18 protein-coding genes are annotated in these 19,664 nt (G+C 58.1%); 16 read left to right on the top strand and 2 right to left on the bottom strand.

The genetic code is table 11. The features are described from left to right. Positions 1–30: 30 nt before the first annotated feature. The 7 genes from cutD (at position 31) to F3I44_RS10375 (ending at position 4,806) form a co-directional block, all read left to right on the top strand. Entirely contained in the window at positions 31–972 is a 942-nt protein-coding gene (gene cutD, locus F3I44_RS10405) for a choline TMA-lyase-activating enzyme (RefSeq protein WP_190285924.1), read from the top strand. A gap of 12 nt (positions 973–984) precedes the next feature. Then, the gene (locus tag F3I44_RS10400; protein ID WP_150011311.1) at positions 985–1,425 is read left to right on the top strand and encodes a BMC domain-containing protein; all 441 of its coding nucleotides are present in this window, start codon (positions 985–987) and stop codon (positions 1,423–1,425) included. Then, positions 1,422–2,042, top strand: a complete 621-nt coding sequence (locus tag F3I44_RS10395) for a phosphate propanoyltransferase (RefSeq protein ID WP_150011309.1) — start codon at positions 1,422–1,424, stop codon at positions 2,040–2,042. The genes F3I44_RS10400 and F3I44_RS10395 overlap by 4 nt, the downstream gene beginning before the upstream one ends. A 12-nt stretch (positions 2,043–2,054) precedes the next feature. After that, the gene (locus F3I44_RS10390; protein WP_150011307.1) at positions 2,055–2,723 is read left to right on the top strand and encodes a hypothetical protein; all 669 of its coding nucleotides are present in this window, start codon (positions 2,055–2,057) and stop codon (positions 2,721–2,723) included. Between the two features lie 36 nt (positions 2,724–2,759). Continuing rightward, positions 2,760–3,137, top strand: a complete 378-nt coding sequence (locus F3I44_RS10385) for a multidrug efflux SMR transporter (RefSeq protein ID WP_150011305.1) — start codon at positions 2,760–2,762, stop codon at positions 3,135–3,137. A gap of 53 nt (positions 3,138–3,190) precedes the next feature. After that, positions 3,191–3,520 carry a multidrug efflux SMR transporter gene (locus F3I44_RS10380; RefSeq protein ID WP_150011303.1) on the top strand — a complete coding sequence of 110 codons (330 nt, stop codon included), beginning with the start codon at positions 3,191–3,193 and terminating at the stop codon, positions 3,518–3,520. 161 nt (positions 3,521–3,681) lie between these two features. Further along, positions 3,682–4,806, top strand: coding sequence for a GNAT family N-acetyltransferase (locus tag F3I44_RS10375; RefSeq protein WP_150011301.1), 1,125 nt, complete (start codon positions 3,682–3,684; stop codon positions 4,804–4,806). Here F3I44_RS10375 and F3I44_RS10370 read toward each other — a convergent pair. Continuing rightward, entirely contained in the window at positions 4,803–6,635 is a 1,833-nt protein-coding gene (locus F3I44_RS10370) for an ABC transporter ATP-binding protein (RefSeq protein ID WP_150011299.1), read from the bottom strand. The two genes, F3I44_RS10375 and F3I44_RS10370, sit on opposite strands and share 4 nt — an antisense overlap. Before the next feature lie 72 nt (positions 6,636–6,707). Between F3I44_RS10370 and F3I44_RS10365 the strand changes: the two genes are divergently transcribed. Then, the gene (locus F3I44_RS10365) at positions 6,708–7,208 is read left to right on the top strand and encodes a GNAT family N-acetyltransferase (RefSeq protein WP_150011297.1); all 501 of its coding nucleotides are present in this window, start codon (positions 6,708–6,710) and stop codon (positions 7,206–7,208) included. Between the two features lie 35 nt (positions 7,209–7,243). On the opposite strand, the gene F3I44_RS10360 is transcribed toward F3I44_RS10365, so the two are convergent. Further along, complete coding sequence (locus F3I44_RS10360; RefSeq protein ID WP_150011295.1) at positions 7,244–8,161, bottom strand: sugar ABC transporter substrate-binding protein; 918 nt, start codon at positions 8,159–8,161, stop codon at positions 7,244–7,246. 419 nt (positions 8,162–8,580) lie between these two features. On the opposite strand from F3I44_RS10360, the gene F3I44_RS10355 reads away from it, so the two are divergent. The 8 genes from F3I44_RS10355 (at position 8,581) to kdpD (ending at position 19,642) form a co-directional block, all read left to right on the top strand. After that, complete coding sequence (locus F3I44_RS10355) at positions 8,581–9,972, top strand: MFS transporter (RefSeq protein ID WP_150011293.1); 1,392 nt, start codon at positions 8,581–8,583, stop codon at positions 9,970–9,972. Continuing rightward, positions 9,953–10,909 (top strand): 2-hydroxyacid dehydrogenase, encoded by a 957-nt coding sequence (locus F3I44_RS10350; protein ID WP_150011291.1) that lies wholly within the window; start codon positions 9,953–9,955, stop codon positions 10,907–10,909. Before F3I44_RS10355 ends, F3I44_RS10350 begins: the two co-directional genes overlap by 20 nt. Before the next feature lie 157 nt (positions 10,910–11,066). Next, the gene (locus F3I44_RS10345) at positions 11,067–12,233 is read left to right on the top strand and encodes an HD-GYP domain-containing protein (RefSeq protein WP_150011289.1); all 1,167 of its coding nucleotides are present in this window, start codon (positions 11,067–11,069) and stop codon (positions 12,231–12,233) included. 108 nt (positions 12,234–12,341) lie between these two features. Then, a complete protein-coding gene (gene kdpF / locus F3I44_RS10340) occupies positions 12,342–12,431 on the top strand; it encodes a K(+)-transporting ATPase subunit F (RefSeq protein WP_010253443.1) in 90 nt (29 codons plus the stop codon). Further along, the gene (gene kdpA / locus F3I44_RS10335; RefSeq protein WP_150011288.1) at positions 12,431–14,119 is read left to right on the top strand and encodes a potassium-transporting ATPase subunit KdpA; all 1,689 of its coding nucleotides are present in this window, start codon (positions 12,431–12,433) and stop codon (positions 14,117–14,119) included. The genes kdpF and kdpA overlap by 1 nt, the downstream gene beginning before the upstream one ends. Continuing rightward, on the top strand, positions 14,116–16,164 hold the full coding sequence (gene kdpB / locus F3I44_RS10330; protein WP_033734363.1) for a potassium-transporting ATPase subunit KdpB: 2,049 nt from the start codon (positions 14,116–14,118) through the stop codon (positions 16,162–16,164). Before kdpA ends, kdpB begins: the two co-directional genes overlap by 4 nt. Before the next feature lie 10 nt (positions 16,165–16,174). After that, positions 16,175–16,741: a potassium-transporting ATPase subunit KdpC gene (kdpC, locus tag F3I44_RS10325; protein ID WP_150011286.1), complete on the top strand. Its 567-nt coding sequence runs from the start codon at positions 16,175–16,177 to the stop codon at positions 16,739–16,741. 225 nt (positions 16,742–16,966) lie between these two features. Continuing rightward, positions 16,967–19,642, top strand: coding sequence for a two-component system sensor histidine kinase KdpD (gene kdpD, locus F3I44_RS10320; RefSeq protein ID WP_150011284.1), 2,676 nt, complete (start codon positions 16,967–16,969; stop codon positions 19,640–19,642). Positions 19,643–19,664: the final 22 nt, after the last annotated feature.

Below are 19,664 nucleotides of genomic sequence, written 5' to 3'. Positions count from 1 at the left end.
GATGTCCTCAGGATTATTCAGGAGGCAGGTGTGGATAAAGAACTAACCGGGCGTATTTTCAATATTCAAAAATATTCCATCTATGATGGCGAAGGTATTCGCACACTGGTTTTTTTTAAGGGTTGCAATATATGCTGCCCATGGTGTGCGAATCCGGAAGGATTATCAAGCCAGTTTCAGGTGATGTTTTCTCAGGATAAATGTATCAACTGTGGCAACTGCGTCAGCGTATGCCCGGCAGGCATTCATTTCCAGAAAGATGAGCAAGGTAAATTGAAACACTTTGTTAATCGAAATAAAGAATGTATAGGATGCCGTAAATGCCAGGACGTTTGTACCCGGAATGCACTGGATATTATGGGAAGAGACGTGACTGTCAGTGAATTAATGGCGGTCATTATGCAGGATTATGATTTCTATATTTCTTCTGGCGGTGGGGTAACCATTGGTGGTGGTGAAATGAGTCTGCAGACTGATTTTGCTGTCGCGTTATTTCGTGAGTGCAAAAATATGATGATCAATACCGCAGTCGAAACTCAGGGCACCACGTCGCTGACGAATTATCAAAAACTAGCACCTGTAACCGACACTTTCTTATTCGATATTAAGCAAATTAATAGCAACCGGCATAAAGCATTATTTGGCATCGGTAATGAAGGTATTCGCCGTAATCTGGAATGGTTGGTGGACTCTGGCGCTAATGTCATTATCCGTATGCCGCTGGTTCGCGGTTATAACGACTCATGGGAGGCGATTACCGGAGCGATTGACTACGTAAAAAAACTGGCGAAACGCGGGAATATACGCCGCATTGACATGCTGCCTTATCACCAGCTTGGACGTAAAAAATATGATCATCTTGATATGACCTATCCCATCACTCAGGACCCGACTTACTCCGGCGAAGAGCTAAACCAGCTGGAAAGTTTTTTTACGCAGTTTGATTTCGATATTCGCTTGGTCCGCCATTAACAGGAGCTGGCAATGAAAAGTTTAGGTGTAATTGAAACACGAGGATTTGTGGCGGCTATTCAGGTCGTCGATGCTGCCTGTAAATGCGCAGAGGTAAACTGTATTGGTTACCGCAAGGTGGGTTCGGGGCGGGTAAGCGTCTGTTTTGAAGGGGAGATCAGCGCGATTCGTACGGCCATTGAGCGCGGAGTGGCTGTTCTTATGGCCGTCGGCCAGCAGGCCTGTTCGCTGGTCATCGCCCGGCCGGAATTGAGCGTGACTGACGCGCTCAGCCGGTTAAAAGGCTATCCGCCCTATGCAGAGGTGAAGGTGAATGCACCCGTGGAGGTCGAAGCTGACGGTATCGTACCGACATCACCGGAAATAAATGCTTCCATTGAGTCAGTTTCACTACCTGCGTCTGATCGGACGGAAGAGAAATACAAAGCCATGAAAAGAGGGAAGAAGGCATGATCGACACTCTGCTCCATAAAAAAATCGCTGTTCGCATGACTCCGGTCTCACCAGCTATCCCGGTTGGTATCTCTAATCGCCACGTCCATCTGTCACAGCAGGATGTTGAAGCGCTGTTTGGCGAAGGTTACATCCTTACGCCGTTTAAACCGTTGCGCCAGCCGGGACAATTTGCCGCTCAGGAGTGTGTCACTGTGGTCGGCCCTAAAGGCTCACTGAAAAGCGTTCGCGTGCTTGGACCAACCCGCCAGGTTTCTCAGCTGGAAATTTCCGTGGCCGATGGATTTACGCTTGGGATTAAAGTACCGGTGCGTGAGTCCGGTCAGCTGGAGAACGCAGGCAGCGCGCTACTTATCGGTCCGGCCGGCCACGTCGAACTGAACTCTAAGGTGATCTGTGCCTGGCGGCATATCCATATGTCGCCGCAGGATGCCCGCCAGCTAAATGTTGCTAACGGGCAGAAGGTCAGGGTACGCAGTGAGGGTGAGCGTCAACTGATTTTCGATGAAGTGGTGGTGCGGGTGCGGGAAGACTTCGCGCTGGAGTTTCATATTGATACCGAAGAGGCCAATGCTGCCGGATTGAAAAACGGCGGCCAGGTCACTTTGATTGTTTGACCGGTGACCGCCATGAATGATGAACAGATTGAATGCCTGATCGAGCGCATTATTCAGCGACTAACGCAGCCGGTACTGGTGATGATATCCGGCACCGCAGGCTATCGGCAGGCTATTCGCAACCGGCTGGCGAGGTGTGGATACCGTCTGCATCTCCTGCTGGACAAAAGCATTAGTGATGCCGATCAGTGGCAGAGCATAGGAGACACGCTTTCGGCGAATAGCTGGCAGGAAACCTTGCATAACACGCCGTATCGGGCGCTGCTGCTGCCGTTTCTCGACTATCCGCTGGCAGCCGATTTGGTGAATGGCTCTCTGCAAAACCCGCTTGCCCGGCACGTGCATGAGGCCCTGCTCAAAGGGGTGCCAGTGATGGCGCTACGCTATCACTGCGATCCCACCAGTGAGCTTAATCAGCTACTGGGCGTGCAGCCTGATGCGGCTTATCAGCGACACATACAGGTCACGCTGGCGCGACTGACAGAATGCGGTATTACGCTCTGCACAATGAATGAACTACTGGACAAACTGGCAATGGGGGGCGAGTCTGCAGCGCTTACGAAGACCAACAAGCGGCGTTATCTCACCGTCACCGACCTGAAAAATAATCCGGCGCTTGCATCATCTCCTGAAGTGCGGTTAACCGATGCCGCTATGGAATTTGTAAACAACAGAAAATAGCACCTTATCTTTAATATAAAACCTGGAGCTTAATTTATGTGCTTAAAAACAAAGTGCTGGCTATGGATGTTGCTGGTTATTGTTTCCGAAACTTTAGCAACATCAACTCTTAAATTATTTGGCAGTTGTGAAGGAGGTGCCAAAATATTTCTGCTTGGCTTGCTGGTTATTCTTTATTGTATTTGCTATTACTCGCTGTCACGGGCCGTAAAGAATATTCCTGTCGGCCTGGCATATGCTACCTGGTCCGGTACCGGTATTCTTGTGGTTTCTGTCCTGGGGATGGCTTTATATGGTCAGCATCCGGACGTCGCCGCCATTATTGGCATGGGAGTTATCGCGAGCGGTATCATTATTATGAATATTTTTTCAAAAATGGGCAGCGAAGAGAGCGAAGAGAGCCACGCTAAATAAGTTACTTCTGTTATTGACAATAAAGTCTCTAATTATCAGGAAAGGATGACGTTATGTTTAACCTCGGATTTTTATGGCTTGCGCTCTCTATTGGTGCCGAAATTACTGGCACCTCCATGATTAAAAAGACCCAGGGCTTTAGCAAGCTAGCCCCCTCGCTACTGGTCGTGTGTGCCTACGGCCTTTGCTATTTTTCATTGACCCACGCGATGAGTACGATTCCGGTAGGCGTTGCCTATTCATTGTGGTGTGGTTTTGGCATTGTTGGCGTTACCCTTTGCTCAATGATTTTGTATAAGCAAAAACCCGATTTACCTGCAATTGTCGCCATGGCGTTGATTATTTCGGGTGGTGTGATCATGAATGTTTTTTCCAGCATGTAAATCCAGTCTGCGTCTTCACTCCTTAATGTGAAGGCGCAAAAACAACAGCTCTGATACAGAAAAAATCACATTTTGCTTTTCACTTTGCGTGCCTTAACCCTTTCGCTGGCGCGGAAAACCTGCTTGACTGACGCTCTGCCCGACGTTCTCTGGAGTAATTCATGTCGCTGATTCACCTGTCGTCACTGGCGGCGATCCCGGCCGCCGAGTGGGATGCGCTGTTGCCTGATGACCAGCCGTTTTTGCGCCACGCTTTTCTGCTCACCTTAGAAGAGAGCGGCAGCGTGCGGCCTGCATCGGGCTGGCAGCCTGATCATCTGCTGTGGCGGGAAAAGGGCGTAACGCGCGCCGCGCTGCCGGGCTACCAGAAATATCATTCTCAGGGCGAGTATGTCTTTGATCACGCCTGGGCGGATGCCAGCCAGCGCGCCGGGATCCGCTACTACCCGAAATGGCTGGGGGCAATTCCCTTCAGTCCGGTCAGCGGCGCGCGCCTGCTGGGTGACGCCTCAGCCGCCGCACAGCTGCTATCGGCCCTGCCGGAGAGCCTGTTGCAGCACGGCTTAAGCGGCGCGCACATCAACTTTACCGATGCGCAGGCGAACCTGCTGCTGGCCGATCAGCCCGACTGGCTCTCCCGGCTCGGCTGTCAGTATCACTGGCATAACCGTGGCTACCGCGATTTTCAGGATTTCCTGGACACGCTGATGTCGCGCAAGCGCAAGCAGCTGCGTAAAGAGCGCGAGCAGGTGGCGCAAAGCGGCTTTGAGTTTGACCGCTATCCGGGCTGTCAGCTGCGCGAAGATCAGTGGGATTTTGTCTATACCTGTTACGCCAATACCTATGCGGTGCGAGGCCAGCGGCCCTACCTGACGCGCGACTTCTTCAGCCTGCTGGCGGAGCGGATGCCGCAAAATATTGTGGTGGTGATTGCCCGCTTACAGCAGCAACCGGCGGCGATGGCCTTTTATCTGCGCGACAGCAACACGCTCTATGGCCGCTACTGGGGCTGTCTGGCGGAGTTTGACCGGCTGCACTTCGAAACCTGTTTCTATCAGGGGATGGATTTAGCGATTGATGAAGGGCTGACGCGATTTGATGCGGGGGCGCAGGGTGAGCACAAGCTGGTGCGCGGCTTTGAGCCGCAGATTACCCACTCCTGGCACTATCTGCTGCATCCCGGCCTGCGCGAGGCCGTGGCAGATTTTCTGGTGCAGGAGCGGGAAGGCGTACGCGGCTGGGCGGAAGAAGCGCGCGACGCCTTACCCTATCGACGCGGCGATTAATCGACGCCGACAAACCCGCCGGTCTGATGCTGCCACAGTCGGGCATAAAGACCGTTCTGCGCCAGCAACTCCTGATGGCTGCCCATCTCGGCAATGCCGCCTTTATCCAGCACCACCAGCCGATCCATCTTCGCGATGGTCGACAGGCGGTGCGCAATCGCGATAACCGTTTTGCCCTGCATTAAGGACTCCAGGCTCTCCTGAATGGCGGCTTCCACTTCGGAGTCGAGCGCTGAGGTCGCCTCATCCATGATCAGAACCGGCGCATCCTTCAGCAGCACGCGGGCAATCGCCACACGCTGACGCTGGCCGCCCGACAGCTTCACGCCGCGCTCGCCCACGTGCGCATCCAGCCCGGTGCGGCCCAGCGAGTCAGAGAGCAGCGGAATAAACTCATCGGCGCGGGCGCGGTGAATCGCCAGTCGCAACTCCTCTTCAGTGGCGTCGGGACGGCCATAGAGCAGGTTTTCACGGATTGAGCGATGCAGCAGCGAGGTGTCCTGGGTGATCATGCCAATCTGGCTGCGCAGGCTCTCCTGGGTCACGGCGGCGATATCCTGTTCGTCGATCACAATCCGCCCACCGTTCAGGTCATAGAGGCGCAGCAGCAGGTTCACCAGCGTCGATTTACCGGCACCCGAAGGCCCAATCAGGCCAATTTTCTCACCGGGTCTGATGTCGAGGTTAAAACCGTTAATCACCTGACGGCCACCGCCATAATCGAAGCGCACATTCTCAAAGCGGATGTTGCCACGCGTCACCTTCAGCTGCTTCGCCTGCGGTGCATCCTGCACGCTCAGCGGCTGCGCAATGGTGTTCAGGCCATCCTGCACCATGCCGATATTCTCGAAGATGCCGTTAACCACCCACATGATCCAGCCGGACATGTTCACCAGACGGATCACCAGCCCGGTCGCCAGTGCGATCGCCCCGACGCTGATCAGCGACTGGCTCCACAGCCACAATGCCAGGCCGGAGGTCAAGACAATCAGCAGGCCGTTGAGCGCCGACAACGTCAGATCCATGCTGGTGACCATGCGGCTGGCGTGCTGGGTTTTATCAGTCTGCTCCTGAATGGCCTCGCGCGCATACTGACGTTCCAGGTCGCTGTGGGCGAACAGCTTGATGGTGGCGATGTTGGTGTAGCCGTCAACAATGGTACCCATCAGCTTTGAGCGCGCTTCCGAGGAGACCACCGAACGTTTTTTAACGCGCGGCACAAAGAAACGCAGCGAGGCGCTGTAGGCCACCATCCAGATAATCAGCGGAATCATCAGCCGCCAGTCGGCATCGGCAAACAGTACCAGCGAGGTCACGGCGTAGATCAGCACATGCCAGATGGCATCTACCAGCTGCACCGCAGAATCACGCAGTGAACTGCCGGTCTGCATAATGCGCTGGGCGATACGCCCGGCAAAATCGCTCTGGAAGAAGTTAAGGCTCTGACGCAGCACGTAGTTGTGATGCTGCCAGCGAATCAGACTGGTCATGCTCGGGCTGATGCTCTGATGCACCAGCATGTCGTGCAGGGCGATAAAAACCGGCCGCAGAATCAGTGCCACCGCGCCCATCCACAGCAGTATCGGCCAGTTATCCCGAAACAGGGTGGCCGGCGTGGAGTGATTGACCATATCGATAATGCGGCTCAGATAGCTGAACAGCGACACTTCAATCAGGGCTGACGCCAGCCCTACCACCAGCAGCGCGGCAAAACTGGGCCAGACCTGGCGCAGGTAGTAGAGGTAAAACGACCAGACCGTTGAGGGGGGCGAATCGGTGGGTGCGTCCTGAAATATATTGATAAAACGCTCAAAACGGCGATACAACATAGCGATACTCTTTCCGTCCGGTAAAGAGCTACAGCTTAGTGCATGAACCCCATTCGGCTAACAGGAGAAAATATGGAAATTGTCATACGGGCACGGGAACCGCAGGATGCTGCCGCCTATCAGCGGCTTTACAGTCACCCGGACGTTTACCCCTGGACACTGCAATTGCCGTTTCCCAGCGTCGCCCTCTGGGAGAAAAAATTTGCCAGAATGGATGCCGAGGGCTTTATCGCCTTTGTCGCCGAAATCGACGGCGTGCTGGCGGGTGAACTGACGCTGTTTGTCGACAGTAAGCCGCGCACCCGCCACTGCATCAGCTTTGGGCTGGGGGTACATCCTGACTTTGCCGGACGCGGCGTCGGTGAACGCCTGATCCGTACCGCGCTCGACTATTCCCGCAACTGGCTGGGCATTACCCGTATGGAGCTGGAGGTATTTCACGACAACGACCGGGCGCTGCGGCTCTATCAGCGGCTGGGCTTTGAGCGGGAAGGGGTGAAGCGCCAGGCCGCCCTGCGTGACGGGCAGCTGCGCGATGTCGTGATGATGGCGAAGCTGCTGAACGACGCGTAATAAACGGCGCGGGCACACGGCCGCGCCGTTCGGCATCACGGATTTTTCGTGCTGTATTGCTGCATATTCTGCCGCGTGACCAGCTCAAACGGGATCCACTGATGGGACGCTACTTTCTGGCCTTTGATCATCTGCTGCGCCACCTCAACCGATTTTCTGCCCTGACCCACGGCATCCTGGAAAACCGTCACCGCCAGTTTGCCGCTCGCCAGCGCTTTCAGGCCATCCGGCGTGGCATCAATACCGCCCACCAGAATGGTCTTCTTCGGCTTCGCCTGCGCAATCGCCATCGTCGCGCCAATCGCCATTTCGTCGTTGTTGGCGGCGACAATATCAATCTCTTCGCCGTTCGACAGCCAGCTGAGCATTAAATCCATGCCTTCATTGCGCGCATAGTTGGCTGTCTGCTTCAGCACGACTTTCATGTCGGGATACTTTGCCACCACCTGCTCCACATCCCGGGTGCGCAGCAGTGCGCCCGCATCGCTGAGGTTACCGATCATGATGGCGACATTGCCACGGTAACCGGCCTGCTTCGCCAGCGCCTCCATCTGCAACGTACCGGACTCGCGTTCGTCAGAGCCGACGAACACCACGCCCGGTGGCAGGGTTTTATCGCCCGGCGTGCGGTTAACGTAGACCAGTGGAATGTGCGCCTGCTGTGCCAGTTTCGTCAGCGCTGGGGTGCTGGCGGAGTCGACCGGATCGACAATAATCGCGTCCACTCCGGCGCTGATAAAGCTCTGCACCTGATCGGTCTGACGGCCGACGTCGCCGCGCGCATCTTCGAACTGCGCATCAAGCTGACGCGCTTTCGCCTCTTTTTCAATCGACTGGCGAATAATGGTCAGGAAATTCTGGTCGAAATAGGCCATCGAGACGCCAATCTTCTCTGCCAGCGCTGACGTGGAAAGAGAGAGCAGAAAGAGTAATGCCCATGCACGTTTTTTCATTGCGGACTCCAGAGGTTACCGGATGGAATGGATTTTTCATTTATTCTAAAAATAGAAAATCAGGATTATTTGCAGCTTAAGAACTGCCGTCAGCTTTGACAACCGGCCCTTTTCACACTTGCTAGCGTCGCCACATTTTGCCGTGAAATTGCCGCGTCATAGCTGTCAGCGCCGGTTAAAACCCCGATCGGGCGCACACTCTGCGGCAAAGCGCCGCAGCTTTTCGCGCTTTTGTGCAGCGCCGCACGGGCAGTTGTGGCAGTTGCCAGAAAATCGTTTATTCGGACCAGACGATCTCAACATCCGCACAATGACCCTTAGTTAGCCTCCTATCTATATTTCCAGAAGCGGGAAATCTCAGCGTTATTCCTGAAAAAAACCTCGTGGCACAACCTGCCGCTTTTTAAGGAATTCAGCTCATGCCTAAAGACCCAACGCCTCAACGGACAACGCATGTCCGCATCTGGATCCTCTGCCTGATCCTGTTTCTGTCGGTCGTGGCTTATGCCGACCGTTCGATCCTCTCGATCTCCGGATCGGCGATCAAAGAGGAGTTCGGCCTGTCAGCGATCCAACTGGGACTGATCCTCTCTGCCTTCAGCTGGGCCTACGTTATCGGTCAGATCCCCGGCGGACTGTTCCTTGACCGCTTCGGAGCCAAAAAAGTGTATGGCGTCACGCTGGCGCTCTGGTCGGTCTCGACACTGGCGATGGGATTTGTGGGCGAATTCTCCAGCGGCATGACCGGCGCGCTGATGCTGATGTTTGGTCTGCGCTTTATGCTGGGACTCATTGAGGCACCCAGCTTTCCCGCTAATGCGCGCGTGGTGATTATGTGGTTCCCTGGTGCTGAGCGAGGACGGGCATCATCGCTGTTCAGTTCGGCGCAATATTTTGCCGTCGCCATTTTCTCACCGCTGTCAGGCTGGCTGGTGTCGCGCTTCGGCTGGGAGTGGCCGTTCTTTGCGCTGGGTGGCATCGGCCTGCTGGCGGTGTTTGTCTGGGCAGCCTGGATGCGCGAGCCGCGCAACCATCCCGGCGTATCGGAAAGTGAACTGCGCCACATCATCGATGGCGGGGCGCTGGTGGATATCGACGCGGCGCAGACGCTAAAGGCCCGGCCACCGGTCAGCAAAGCGATGTTCAGAAAGCTGTTCACCAATCGCATGCTGTGGTGCGCCTATCTTGGTCAGTACTGCATCATTGCGCTCAGCTACTTCTTCATTACCTGGTTCCCGATCTATCTGGTGCAGGCGCGCGGCATGAACATTATGGAGGCGGGATTCGCCACCATTGCTCCGGCGCTGTTTGGTTTTCTCGGCGGGATCAGCGGCGGTTACCTGTCAGACAAATTAATTGCCCGGGGCTGGAGCGTCTCCTGGGCGCGTAAAACACCCTACATCGTCGGCATGCTGATGGCGTCGAGCCTGGTGCTGGCGGCGATTATTCCCGGTAATGGCGGCATCATCGCCATTATGTCCTTCGCCTTTTTCGGCAAAGGCATCGCGGCGGGCGCAGGCACCTGGACGGTGATCAGCGATACTGCGCCGAAAGAGGCAGTGGGTCTGGCGGGGTCCATTTTTAACGGCATCGGCAATATCGCCGGTTTCACCACGCCGTTGCTGTTCGGCATCATCGTCGGGCTGACCGGCAGCTACAGCATCGGACTGGCGTTTGTGGCGGCACACTGCGTGGTCGCGGCGCTGCTGTTCCTGCTGGTGATGGGACCGATTGAACGCGTGGGCGATGAGCGCGCTCGCCCGGCGGCCTGTAATAATCAGGAGAAAGAAGATGGCATTAAAGCAATATAAGGTGCTGATAAAAGGTAAGTTTCTGCCACCCGAGCTGATTGAGAATATCGAAAACGCGTTCACCGCCTTTCGACTGTGGGAGGCGGAGGATGAGGCAGCCTTTCTGACTGAACAGGGTGCAGATATCGACATACTGGTTACCAGCGGAAATGCGGTAATGGGCGCACCCGCCGCGCTGATCGCCGCGCTGCCCAACCTGAAAGCGATCTGCAGTAACGGCGTCGGGTATGACAGCATTGATACGGAAGCCGCCCGGTCGCGCGGCATTGTGGTGACCAACACGCCCGAGGTGCTGAATGATTGCGTCGCCGATCTGGGCATGGCGCTGCTGCTGGATGTGGCGCGCCGCATCAGTGAGGCCGATCGCTTCACGCGCGCCGGATACTGGTCGCAGGGGCGCTTTCCGCTGAGCAGCAAAATCGGCGGCAAGGTGTGCGGCATCGTCGGGCTGGGCAATATCGGCCAGGCGGTAGCCAGACGTGCGCAGGCGTTTGATATGCAGATTCACTACTACAACCCGCGTTCACGTCCCGACGTACCCTTTACCCGGCATGAGAGCCTGGTGGCGCTGGCGCAGCAGGCCGATTTTCTGGTGCTCACGCTGCCAGGCGGGGCCGCAACGCGTCACATCATTAACGCGGATGTGCTGCAGGCGCTGGGCCCGCAGGGTTATCTGATTAACATCGCACGCGGCAGTGTGGTGGATCAGCAGGCGCTGGTGGCGTCGCTGGAAACCGGGCAGATCGCGGGTGCCGGACTGGATGTGTTTGAACAGGAGCCGCAGGTGCCTGACGCCCTGCGCCAGCGCGACAATGTGGTGATTACGCCACATATCGCCAGCAGCACCCGCGAAACCATGGCGGCGATGGCGGACCTGGTGTTTGAGAACATGCTGGCGATTGCCCGTGGAGAGCCTGCGCTCACCCGCGTAGTGTAACGGCAACAATGACTTAACCATGCTGCACAGAGCGTGAGGCAGGATGCCTCTCCTCTGACCACTTGTCCGCACGCTGCCTCCGCACAAAACAGCCTGAAGAATATTTGTCCAGCTGCCGATATCACCTTACTACCCGCTGATCGTAAGGAGTGATAGCGTGATAAAGCTGATTACCATTGATGAACTGCGGCCAGGGATGTTTATCCACAAGCTGGAGGTCTGGTGGATAAAGGACCAGCGCATTCATAATCAGATGCTGATCACCGATCCACGACAAATTGCCACGTTACGCAGTGAAGGGATCCGCCAGCTCTGGATCGACCTTGATCGATCCGTGCAGGCACCGATCGCCACCTCGATCGCGAAAAGAACCATTGGCCGCACCCCCTTTTTTCAGGAGATGGACCAGGCACAGCTGATCTTTCAGCAGGGCAAACCGAAAGTACTGGCGATGTTTAACGAAGCGCGGCTGGGTAACGGCCTGAAGCTCGATTATATGATGGATCTTGTGGATGAAATCGCCAGCTCGATCACGCGTGAACCCTCAGCGATGCTCAGCGTGGCGCGGCTGAAAAATCATGATGACTACACCTATCTGCACTCCATGGCGGTCTGCGGGCTGATGATTGCGCTGGGTAAAAAACTCGGGCTGGATGAGCAGCAGCTGCGTCGGGTGGGCATGGGCGGTTTACTGCATGATGTCGGCAAAGCCGCTGTGCCGCTGGCGATCCTGAACAAAGCGGGCAAGCTGACGGAAGAGGAGTTCAGGATTATGCGCGAGCATCCGGTGGTGGGCACGCAGATGCTGATTGAAGCCGACGCCGATGACGATCTGCTCGATATCGCCCTGCATCATCATGAAAAATATGATGGCAGCGGCTACCCGCATCGCCTGAAAGGAGAAGCGATTTCGTTCTACGCCCGGATGGCGGCGGTGTGTGATGTCTACGATGCAGTCACCTCAACCCGTTCCTATCGCAACGGCTGGACACCGGCAGAGGCGATGCACCAGATGCTGAGCTGGCGCGGCCACTTCGATCCGGGCCTGCTGCACACCTTCGTGCGCACTATCGGCATCTATCCGGTAGGTTCGCTGGTCCGTCTGGCCTCCGGCCGGGTGGCGCTGGTGGTGAAAGCGGGGGAAAAGTCGCTGATGCGTCCCTGTGTGCACGTCTTCTGGTCGCTGCACGCTCAGCGTGAAGTGAAACCGGAGGAGCTCGACCTCGGCGACAGTTTCTGCACCGACAGCATTGTGGGCGCAGAGGACAGTACGCTATGGGGCAACGTCGATCTCAATCGGATCTGGGCGCTGGAAGTCGCCTGATTTTTCGCCATTTTTACACTATTTTTACGCCTGCCCGCTGCATTTTAACCCCTTCTTTATACGCCTCCGCGCAAGCTAAGCCATAAATCCAATCCTCTGGAGGTTCCTGTGAGCGTGGGCGTAATAACCGGCATTGTGCTGGTGGTGTTGTTACTGGGCTATCTGATCTATGCCCTGTTAAATGCGGAGGCCTTCTGATGGCGGCCAATGCTTTTTTACTCATCGCATTTTATCTGGTGCTGCTGATGGTGCTGGCGCAGCCGTTTGGCCGGGGTCTGGCCGCATTAGTGGCCGACAAGCCAGTGTTTGCCCGTCTTGAAGCACCGCTGTGGCGACTGCTGGGCGCGCAGCAATCGGAGATGCGCTGGCCGCACTACCTGCTGGCGATTCTGCTGTTCAACGCGCTGGGCTTCGTGGTGCTGCTGACCATACTGCTAATGCAGGGCTCGCTGCCGCTGAATCCGCAGCAGCTGCCTGGCCTGAGCTGGTATCTGGCGCTCAACACCGCCGTGAGCTTCGTCACCAACACCAACTGGCAGTCCTACAGCGGCGAAAGCACCCTGAGCTATTTCAGTCAGATGGTGGGCCTGACGGTGCAGAACTTCCTCTCTGCCGCAACCGGGATCGCCGTAGCGTTTGCGCTGATCCGGGGTTTCGCTAATCGCAGCTCTGCGACCCTGGGTAACGCCTGGCGCGACCTGACGCGCATCACGCTCTATGTCTTACTGCCGATCAGCCTGCTGATGGCGCTGTTCTTTGTCAGTCAGGGCAGCATTCAGAACTTCGCGCCTTACCACAGCTTTACCACGCTGGAAGGCGTACAGCAGACGCTGTCGATGGGCCCTGTGGCGTCGCAGGAAGCGATCAAAATGCTGGGCACCAATGGGGGCGGCTTCTTTAACGCCAACTCCGCCCATCCGTTTGAGAACCCGACGGTGCTGACCAACCTGGTGCAGATGCTGAGCATTTTCCTGATCCCGGCCGCGCTCTGCTTCGCCTTTGGCGAAAGCGTGCGCGATCGTCGGCAGGGCCACATGCTGCTGTGGGCGATGACGCTAATGTTTGTCGCGGCGGTCGCCGTCGTGATGTGGGCCGAGCTGCAGGGCAACCCGCATTTCCTCCAGCTGGGGGCCGACAGCGCCGTCAACATGGAAGGCAAAGAGACGCGCTTTGGCATTCTTAACAGCAGCCTGTTCGCGGTCATTACCACCGCGGCCTCCTGCGGTGCGGTGAATGCCATGCATGACTCCTTCACTGCGCTGGGTGGCATGGTGCCGATGTGGCTGATGCAGCTGGGCGAAGTGGTGTTTGGCGGCGTGGGTGCCGGTCTCTACGGCATGCTGCTGTTTGTCCTGCTGGCGGTGTTTATCGCCGGACTGATGATTGGCCGTACCCCGGAGTTCCTGGGTAAAAAAGTCGATGTGTGGGAGATGAAAATGACCGCGCTGGCGATTCTGGTCACCCCGGCGCTGGTGCTGATCGGCACCGCGCTGGCGATGATGACCGACGCTGGTCGCAGCGCAATGGCGAATCCCGGCATTCACGGCTTCAGCGAAGTGCTCTACGCCCTCTCCTCGGCGGCCAACAACAACGGCAGCGCCTTTGCCGGACTGAGTGCTAACACGCCGTTCTGGAACCTGCTACTGGCGGTCTGCATGCTGCTGGGCCGCTTCGGCATCATCATTCCGGTGATGGCGATAGCCGGTGCGATGGCGGTGAAAAAAGTGCAGCCGGTGGGTAACGGCACGCTGCCAACCCATGGTCCGCTGTTTATTGCCTTACTCATCGGCACAGTGCTGCTGGTGGGTGCACTGACCTTTATTCCTGCTCTGGCGCTGGGCCCGGTGGCTGAGCATCTGCAACTTGTTCAGGGACAATTCTCATGAGTCGTCAACAACAGGCGTTATTTGACGCAGCTCTGCTGCGTACCTCGGCCTGGGATGCGGTGAAAAAGCTCGATCCCCGGGTACAGTTCCGTAACCCGGTAATGTTTGTGGTCTGGCTCGGCAGCGTGCTGACCACGCTGCTGGCGCTGGCAATGCTGTCCGGCCGCATCAGCGGCAGCGCCAGTTTTACCGGCGCGATTGCGCTCTGGCTCTGGTTCACCGTGCTGTTCGCCAACCTGGCGGAGGCGCTGGCAGAGGGACGCAGTAAAGCGCAGGCCAGCAGCCTGAAAGGGGTCAAAAAGACCAGCTTTGCCAAAAAACTGTCAGCGGCGCGCTATGGCGCGGAGTGGCAGCAGGTCAGTGCCGATGCGCTGCGCAAAGGCGATGCGGTGCTGGTCGAAGCGGGCGATATTATTCCCTGCGATGGTGAAGTGATAGAGGGGGGTGCCTCCGTGGATGAGAGCGCCATTACCGGTGAATCTGCACCGGTGATCCGTGAGTCAGGTGGTGACTTCGCCTCCGTGACCGGCGGTACGCGTATTCTCTCTGACTGGCTGGTGATCACCTGTAGTGCCAACCCGGGTGAAACCTTCCTTGACCGGATGATCGCTATGGTGGAAGGCGCGAAACGCCGTAAAACCCCGAATGAGATCGCTCTGACTATCCTGCTGGTGTCACTGACCATCGTGTTCCTGCTGGCGACCGTCACGCTCTGGCCATTCTCCGCATGGGGCGGTACGCCGGTCAGTATCACCGTGCTGGTAGCGCTGCTGGTCTGTCTGATCCCGACCACCATCGGCGGCCTGCTGTCGGCGATTGGGGTGGCGGGGATGAGCCGCATGCTGGGTGCGAACGTCATTGCGACCAGTGGCCGTGCGGTGGAAGCCGCAGGCGATGTGGATGTGCTGATGCTCGACAAAACCGGTACGATCACGCTGGGTAACCGTCAGGCGACTCAGTTCCTGCCCGCGCCGGGCGTCAGCGAAGAGCAGCTGGCTGACGCCGCGCAGCTCGCCTCGCTGGCCGATGAGACACCCGAAGGCCGCAGCATCGTGGTGCTGGCGAAACAGCGCTTTAATCTGCGTGAGCGCGATCTCAGCAGCATGGGGGCCAGCTTTATTCCGTTCTCAGCCCAGACGCGCATGAGTGGCGTGAACGTGCAGGACCGGCTGATCCGCAAGGGTGCGGTTGATGCAGTGCGTCGCCATATCGAAGCGAACCACGGTCGTTTCCCTGCCGAAGTGAATGCGCAGGTGGAAGAGGTGGCACGCAGTGGCGGCACGCCGCTGGTGGTGTCAGAGGGCGCTAACGTGCTGGGCGTGGTGGCGCTGAAAGATATCGTGAAAGGCGGCATCAAAGAGCGTTTTGCTGAACTGCGCAAGATGGGCATTAAAACGGTGATGATCACTGGCGATAACCCGCTGACCGCCGCGGCCATTGCGGCGGAAGCGGGCGTGGATGACTTCCTGTCCGAGGCGACCCCGGAAGCCAAGCTGGCGCTGATCCGCCAGTATCAGGCAGAAGGACGGTTAGTGGCGATGACCGGTGACGGCACCAACGATGCGCCTGCTCTGGCGCAGGCGGATGTGGCGGTGGCGATGAACTCCGGTACGCAGGCGGCAAAAGAGGCGGGTAACATGGTCGATCTCGACTCGAACCCGACCAAGCTGCTGGAAGTGGTGCACATCGGTAAACAGATGCTGATGACGCGCGGTTCCCTGACCACCTTCAGTATCGCCAACGACGTGGCAAAATATTTCGCCATCATTCCGGCGGCGTTTGCAGCGACCTATCCGCAGCTCAACATGCTGAACGTGATGCAGCTGCATTCGCCCGCCAGCGCGATTCTGTCGGCGGTGATCTTTAACGCCCTGGTGATTATCTTCCTGATCCCGCTGGCCCTGAAAGGCGTCAGCTACCGCCCATTGAGTGCCGCTGCGCTGCTGCGCCGCAACCTGCTGATTTACGGTCTGGGTGGGCTGCTGGTGCCGTTTGTCGGCATCAAAGCGATCGATCTGCTGTTAGTGCTTTCAGGCATGGCCTGAGGAGAAAAAAATGAGTCAGTTACGTCCGGCAATTTTACTGTTGTTGCTGCTTACGCTTGTTACCGGCGTGGTTTATCCTTTCCTCACCACCGGACTGGCGCAGTGGCTGTTTCCGGCCCAGGCCAATGGCTCACTGCTGGAAGAAGATGGCGTGGCGCACGGCTCCGCGCTGATTGGGCAAAACTTTACCCAGCCCGGCTATTTCTGGGGGCGTCCTTCAGCCACCAGTGATAAAGCTTATAACCCGCTGGCCTCAGGAGGCAGCAATCTGGCCGCCAGCAACCCGGCGCTGGATAAAGCGGTCGCCGACCGCGTCGCGGCGCTGCGGGCCGCCAACCCACAGGCACCTGCAGCCGTGCCGGTGGAGCTGGTGACGGCTTCCGCCAGCGGGCTGGACCCGGATATTTCGCCCCAGGCTGCCCTGTGGCAGGCTCCGCGTGTCGCTGCCAGCCGCAACGTGCCGGTCGCGCAGGTCGAGGCGCTGATTGAAAAGATGACGCATCGTCCGCTGATGCCCTTCCTCGGCACGCCGACCCTCAACGTGCTGCAGCTGAACATGGCGCTCAACGAACTGTAATGGTGTTAAGAGCCTATCCCATCAGGCTATTTTATTTGTCAGTCTGAACCTGGGCAGTGCTCACACAGGCTGCTTTAGCAACCTGAACGCCTGTCAGGGCGGCCCTGAAGGGGCGAGCGCAGCGAGTCATCCTCACGTACTACGTGTACTACGGATTGTTCCGCGCTGTCCGTGTCCAGACTGTCTGCAACAATTACGCCTGTTGGCATAGGCTCTAAGGAAGCGATGAACCACGAACCCCAGCGTCCCGATCCCGACGCGCTGCTGCAGGCTAACCGCGAGAGTCATCGCGGACAGCTGAAGATTTACTTTGGTGCCTGTGCGGGCGTGGGCAAAACCTACGCCATGCTCCAGGAGGCACAGCGGCTGCGTGCGCAGGGTCTGGATGTACTGATTGGCGTGGTAGAAACCCACGAACGGCCGGAAACTGCGCAACTGCTGACAGGCTTAACCCTGCTGCCGCGGCGCGCAACCGGCCGCTCGCGTCATGCGGAGTTTGATCTTGATGCCGCGCTGGCCCGCCATCCGGCGGTGATCCTGATGGATGAGCTGGCGCACACCAACGTGCAGGGCTCGCGCCATCCCAAGCGCTGGCAGGATATCGAGGAGCTGCTGGAAGCGGGCATCGACGTGCTGACCACTGTGAACGTGCAGCATCTTGAAAGCCTCAACGATGTGGTCGGCGGCGTCACCGGCATTCAGGTGCGCGAAACCGTGCCCGATCCCTTTTTCGACAGCGCCGATGAAGTGGTGCTGGTCGATCTGCCGCCCGACGACCTGCGGCAGCGGCTGAAAGAGGGCAAAGTCTACATTGGCGACCGCGCGGAACGCGCCATCGAAAACTTTTTCCGCAAAGGTAACCTCTTCGCCCTGCGTGAGCTGGCCCTGCGTCGCACCGCCGATCGGGTGGACGACCAGATGCGTGCCTGGCGCGATCAGCAGGGGCGGGATCGCGTCTGGCACACCCGCGATGCCATCCTGCTCTGCATTGGTGATGACAGCGGCAGTGAAAAGCTGGTGCGCACCGCCGCCCGGCTGGCAGCACGGCTCGGCAGTGAATGGCACGCGGTCTATGTCGAAACGCCCCGGCTTAACCGGCTGCCGGAAGCGCGGCGGCGGGCGATTCTGCGCACCTTACAGCTGGCGCAGGAGCTGGGGGCGGAAACGGCTACGCTCTCGGAACCGGATGAAGCGGAAGCGGTGCTGGGCTACGCCCGCGAGCATAACCTGGGCAAAATCGTCACTGGCCGTCGCCCGCAGCGGCGCTGGCGGCGTGATAGTTTTGCCGAACGGCTGGGCCAGCTCGGCCCCGATCTCGACCTGCTGGTCGTCGCACTGGATGAGCCGCTGAAGGATGCGCCGCATCCGCTGCCGGAAGGCCGCGTCACCAGTGACAAATGGCGCATTCAGCTGCGCGGCGTGATGATGGCGCTGGTGCTCTGCATCGTCGTCACCGCAGCCGGACAGTCGGTGCTGATCAATTTCGATCCCGCCAACTGCGTGATGATCTACCTGCTGGCGGTGGTGATCGTGGCGCTGCGCTATGGCCGCTGGCCGTCGGTGATCGCCACGGTGATGAATATCGTCGCCTTCGACCTCTTCTTTGTGGCCCCCACCGGCACGGTGGCGGTCTCCGACCTGCAATATCTGGTGACGTTTGGCGTGATGCTGGCCGTGGGCGTCATTGTCGGCAACCTTACGGCCGGGGTGCGCTATCAGGCGCGGGTGGCGCGCTACCGCGAACAGCGGGCGCGCCAGCTCTATGAGATGGCGAAATCGCTGGGCAGCGCGCTGACGCCGCAGGATATCGCCGCCACCAGCCAGCGGGTGCTGGATGCCACCCTACAGGCGCGCTGCCTGCTGTTGCTGCCGGATGAGCAGGGCGAGCTGCAACCCGTGGGCGAGGCGTTACCGGCCAGCGAGCCGGATCGCGCCATTGCGAAATGGAGTTACAGCAAAGGCCAGCCTGCGGGTGCGGGCACCGATACCTTACCGGCGGTGCCCTATCAGATCCTGCCGCTGAAAAGCGGCGCGCACTGCCGGGGTCTGCTGGTGGTAGAGCCGCAGAACCTGCGTCAGCTGATGATCCCTGAACAGCAGCGGCTGGTGGAAACCTTTACGGTACTGATTGCCAACGCCCTGGAGCGGATGGCGCTGTCGCACAGCGAGGCGGCGTCCCGGCTTTCGGCGGAACGAGAGCAGTTGCGCAATGCGCTACTGTCGGCGCTGTCGCACGACCTGCGCACCCCGCTGACGGTGCTGTTTGGTCAGGCGGAAATGCTGATGCTCGACCTGGCCAGCGACAACTCAAAATATGTGCCGCAGGCCAGCCAGATCCGAGAGCAGACGCTGAGCACTATCCGGCTGGTGAGCAACATGCTGGATATGGCGCGCATTCAGTCGGGCGGCCTCAACCTGCGTGAAGAGTGGCTGGCGCTGGAAGAGGTGATCGGCGGGGCGCTGAGCAGCATGGCACCGTCGCTGAAAGGGCATGAGGTTCAGCTCGATCTGCCGGATGACATCGTGCTGATTAAAGGCGACAGCACGCTGCTGGAACGCGTCTTCACTAACCTGATTGAGAACAGCCTGAAGTATGCCGGTAACAGCGCGCCGCGTGGAATCCGCGCCTGGCGTGCTGCGACACGGCTGGAGATTGCGGTCTGGGACAGCGGACCGGGCATTGCTGAAGAGGATTTAACCCGGATATTCGATAAGTTCTGGCGCGGTAATAAAGAGTCGGCGGTGCCGGGCGTCGGGCTGGGTCTGGCAATCTGTAAAACCATTGTCGAGAGCCACGGCGGCCAGATCTGGGCAGAGAACCGACCCGAAGGTGGCGCGGCATTTCGTCTCTCACTGCCGCTGCCGCCGGTCCCTGAAATTTCTGACGAAGGGCTGAAATAACTTCACAGTGGATCGGTTATAC

Source organism: Pantoea sp. F_5 (genome assembly GCF_008631595.1).
Taxonomy (GTDB): Bacteria; Pseudomonadota; Gammaproteobacteria; order Enterobacterales; family Enterobacteriaceae; genus Pantoea; species Pantoea gossypiicola.
Note: the sequence above shows the minus strand (reverse complement) of the source record. Positions and strands in the feature narration are given on the sequence as shown.

What these genes read in the sequence shown, in the direction of transcription:
- F3I44_RS10400 (WP_150011311.1), top strand. Translation starts at nt 985, where the DNA reads ATGAAAAGTTTAGGTGTAATTGAAACACGAGGATTTGTGGCGGCTATT.
- F3I44_RS10395 (WP_150011309.1), top strand. Translation starts at nt 1,422, where the DNA reads ATGATCGACACTCTGCTCCATAAAAAAATCGCTGTTCGCATGACTCCG.
- F3I44_RS10390 (WP_150011307.1), top strand. Translation starts at nt 2,055, where the DNA reads ATGAATGATGAACAGATTGAATGCCTGATCGAGCGCATTATTCAGCGA.
- F3I44_RS10385 (WP_150011305.1), top strand. Translation starts at nt 2,760, where the DNA reads ATGTGCTTAAAAACAAAGTGCTGGCTATGGATGTTGCTGGTTATTGTT.
- F3I44_RS10380 (WP_150011303.1), top strand. Translation starts at nt 3,191, where the DNA reads ATGTTTAACCTCGGATTTTTATGGCTTGCGCTCTCTATTGGTGCCGAA.
- F3I44_RS10375 (WP_150011301.1), top strand. Translation starts at nt 3,682, where the DNA reads ATGTCGCTGATTCACCTGTCGTCACTGGCGGCGATCCCGGCCGCCGAG.
- F3I44_RS10370 (WP_150011299.1), bottom strand. Translation starts at nt 6,635, where the DNA reads ATGTTGTATCGCCGTTTTGAGCGTTTTATCAATATATTTCAGGACGCA.
- F3I44_RS10365 (WP_150011297.1), top strand. Translation starts at nt 6,708, where the DNA reads ATGGAAATTGTCATACGGGCACGGGAACCGCAGGATGCTGCCGCCTAT.
- F3I44_RS10360 (WP_150011295.1), bottom strand. Translation starts at nt 8,161, where the DNA reads ATGAAAAAACGTGCATGGGCATTACTCTTTCTGCTCTCTCTTTCCACG.
- F3I44_RS10355 (WP_150011293.1), top strand. Translation starts at nt 8,581, where the DNA reads ATGCCTAAAGACCCAACGCCTCAACGGACAACGCATGTCCGCATCTGG.
- F3I44_RS10350 (WP_150011291.1), top strand. Translation starts at nt 9,953, where the DNA reads ATGGCATTAAAGCAATATAAGGTGCTGATAAAAGGTAAGTTTCTGCCA.
- kdpA (WP_150011288.1), top strand. Translation starts at nt 12,431, where the DNA reads ATGGCGGCCAATGCTTTTTTACTCATCGCATTTTATCTGGTGCTGCTG.
- kdpB (WP_033734363.1), top strand. Translation starts at nt 14,116, where the DNA reads ATGAGTCGTCAACAACAGGCGTTATTTGACGCAGCTCTGCTGCGTACC.
- kdpC (WP_150011286.1), top strand. Translation starts at nt 16,175, where the DNA reads ATGAGTCAGTTACGTCCGGCAATTTTACTGTTGTTGCTGCTTACGCTT.
- kdpD (WP_150011284.1), top strand. Translation starts at nt 16,967, where the DNA reads ATGAACCACGAACCCCAGCGTCCCGATCCCGACGCGCTGCTGCAGGCT.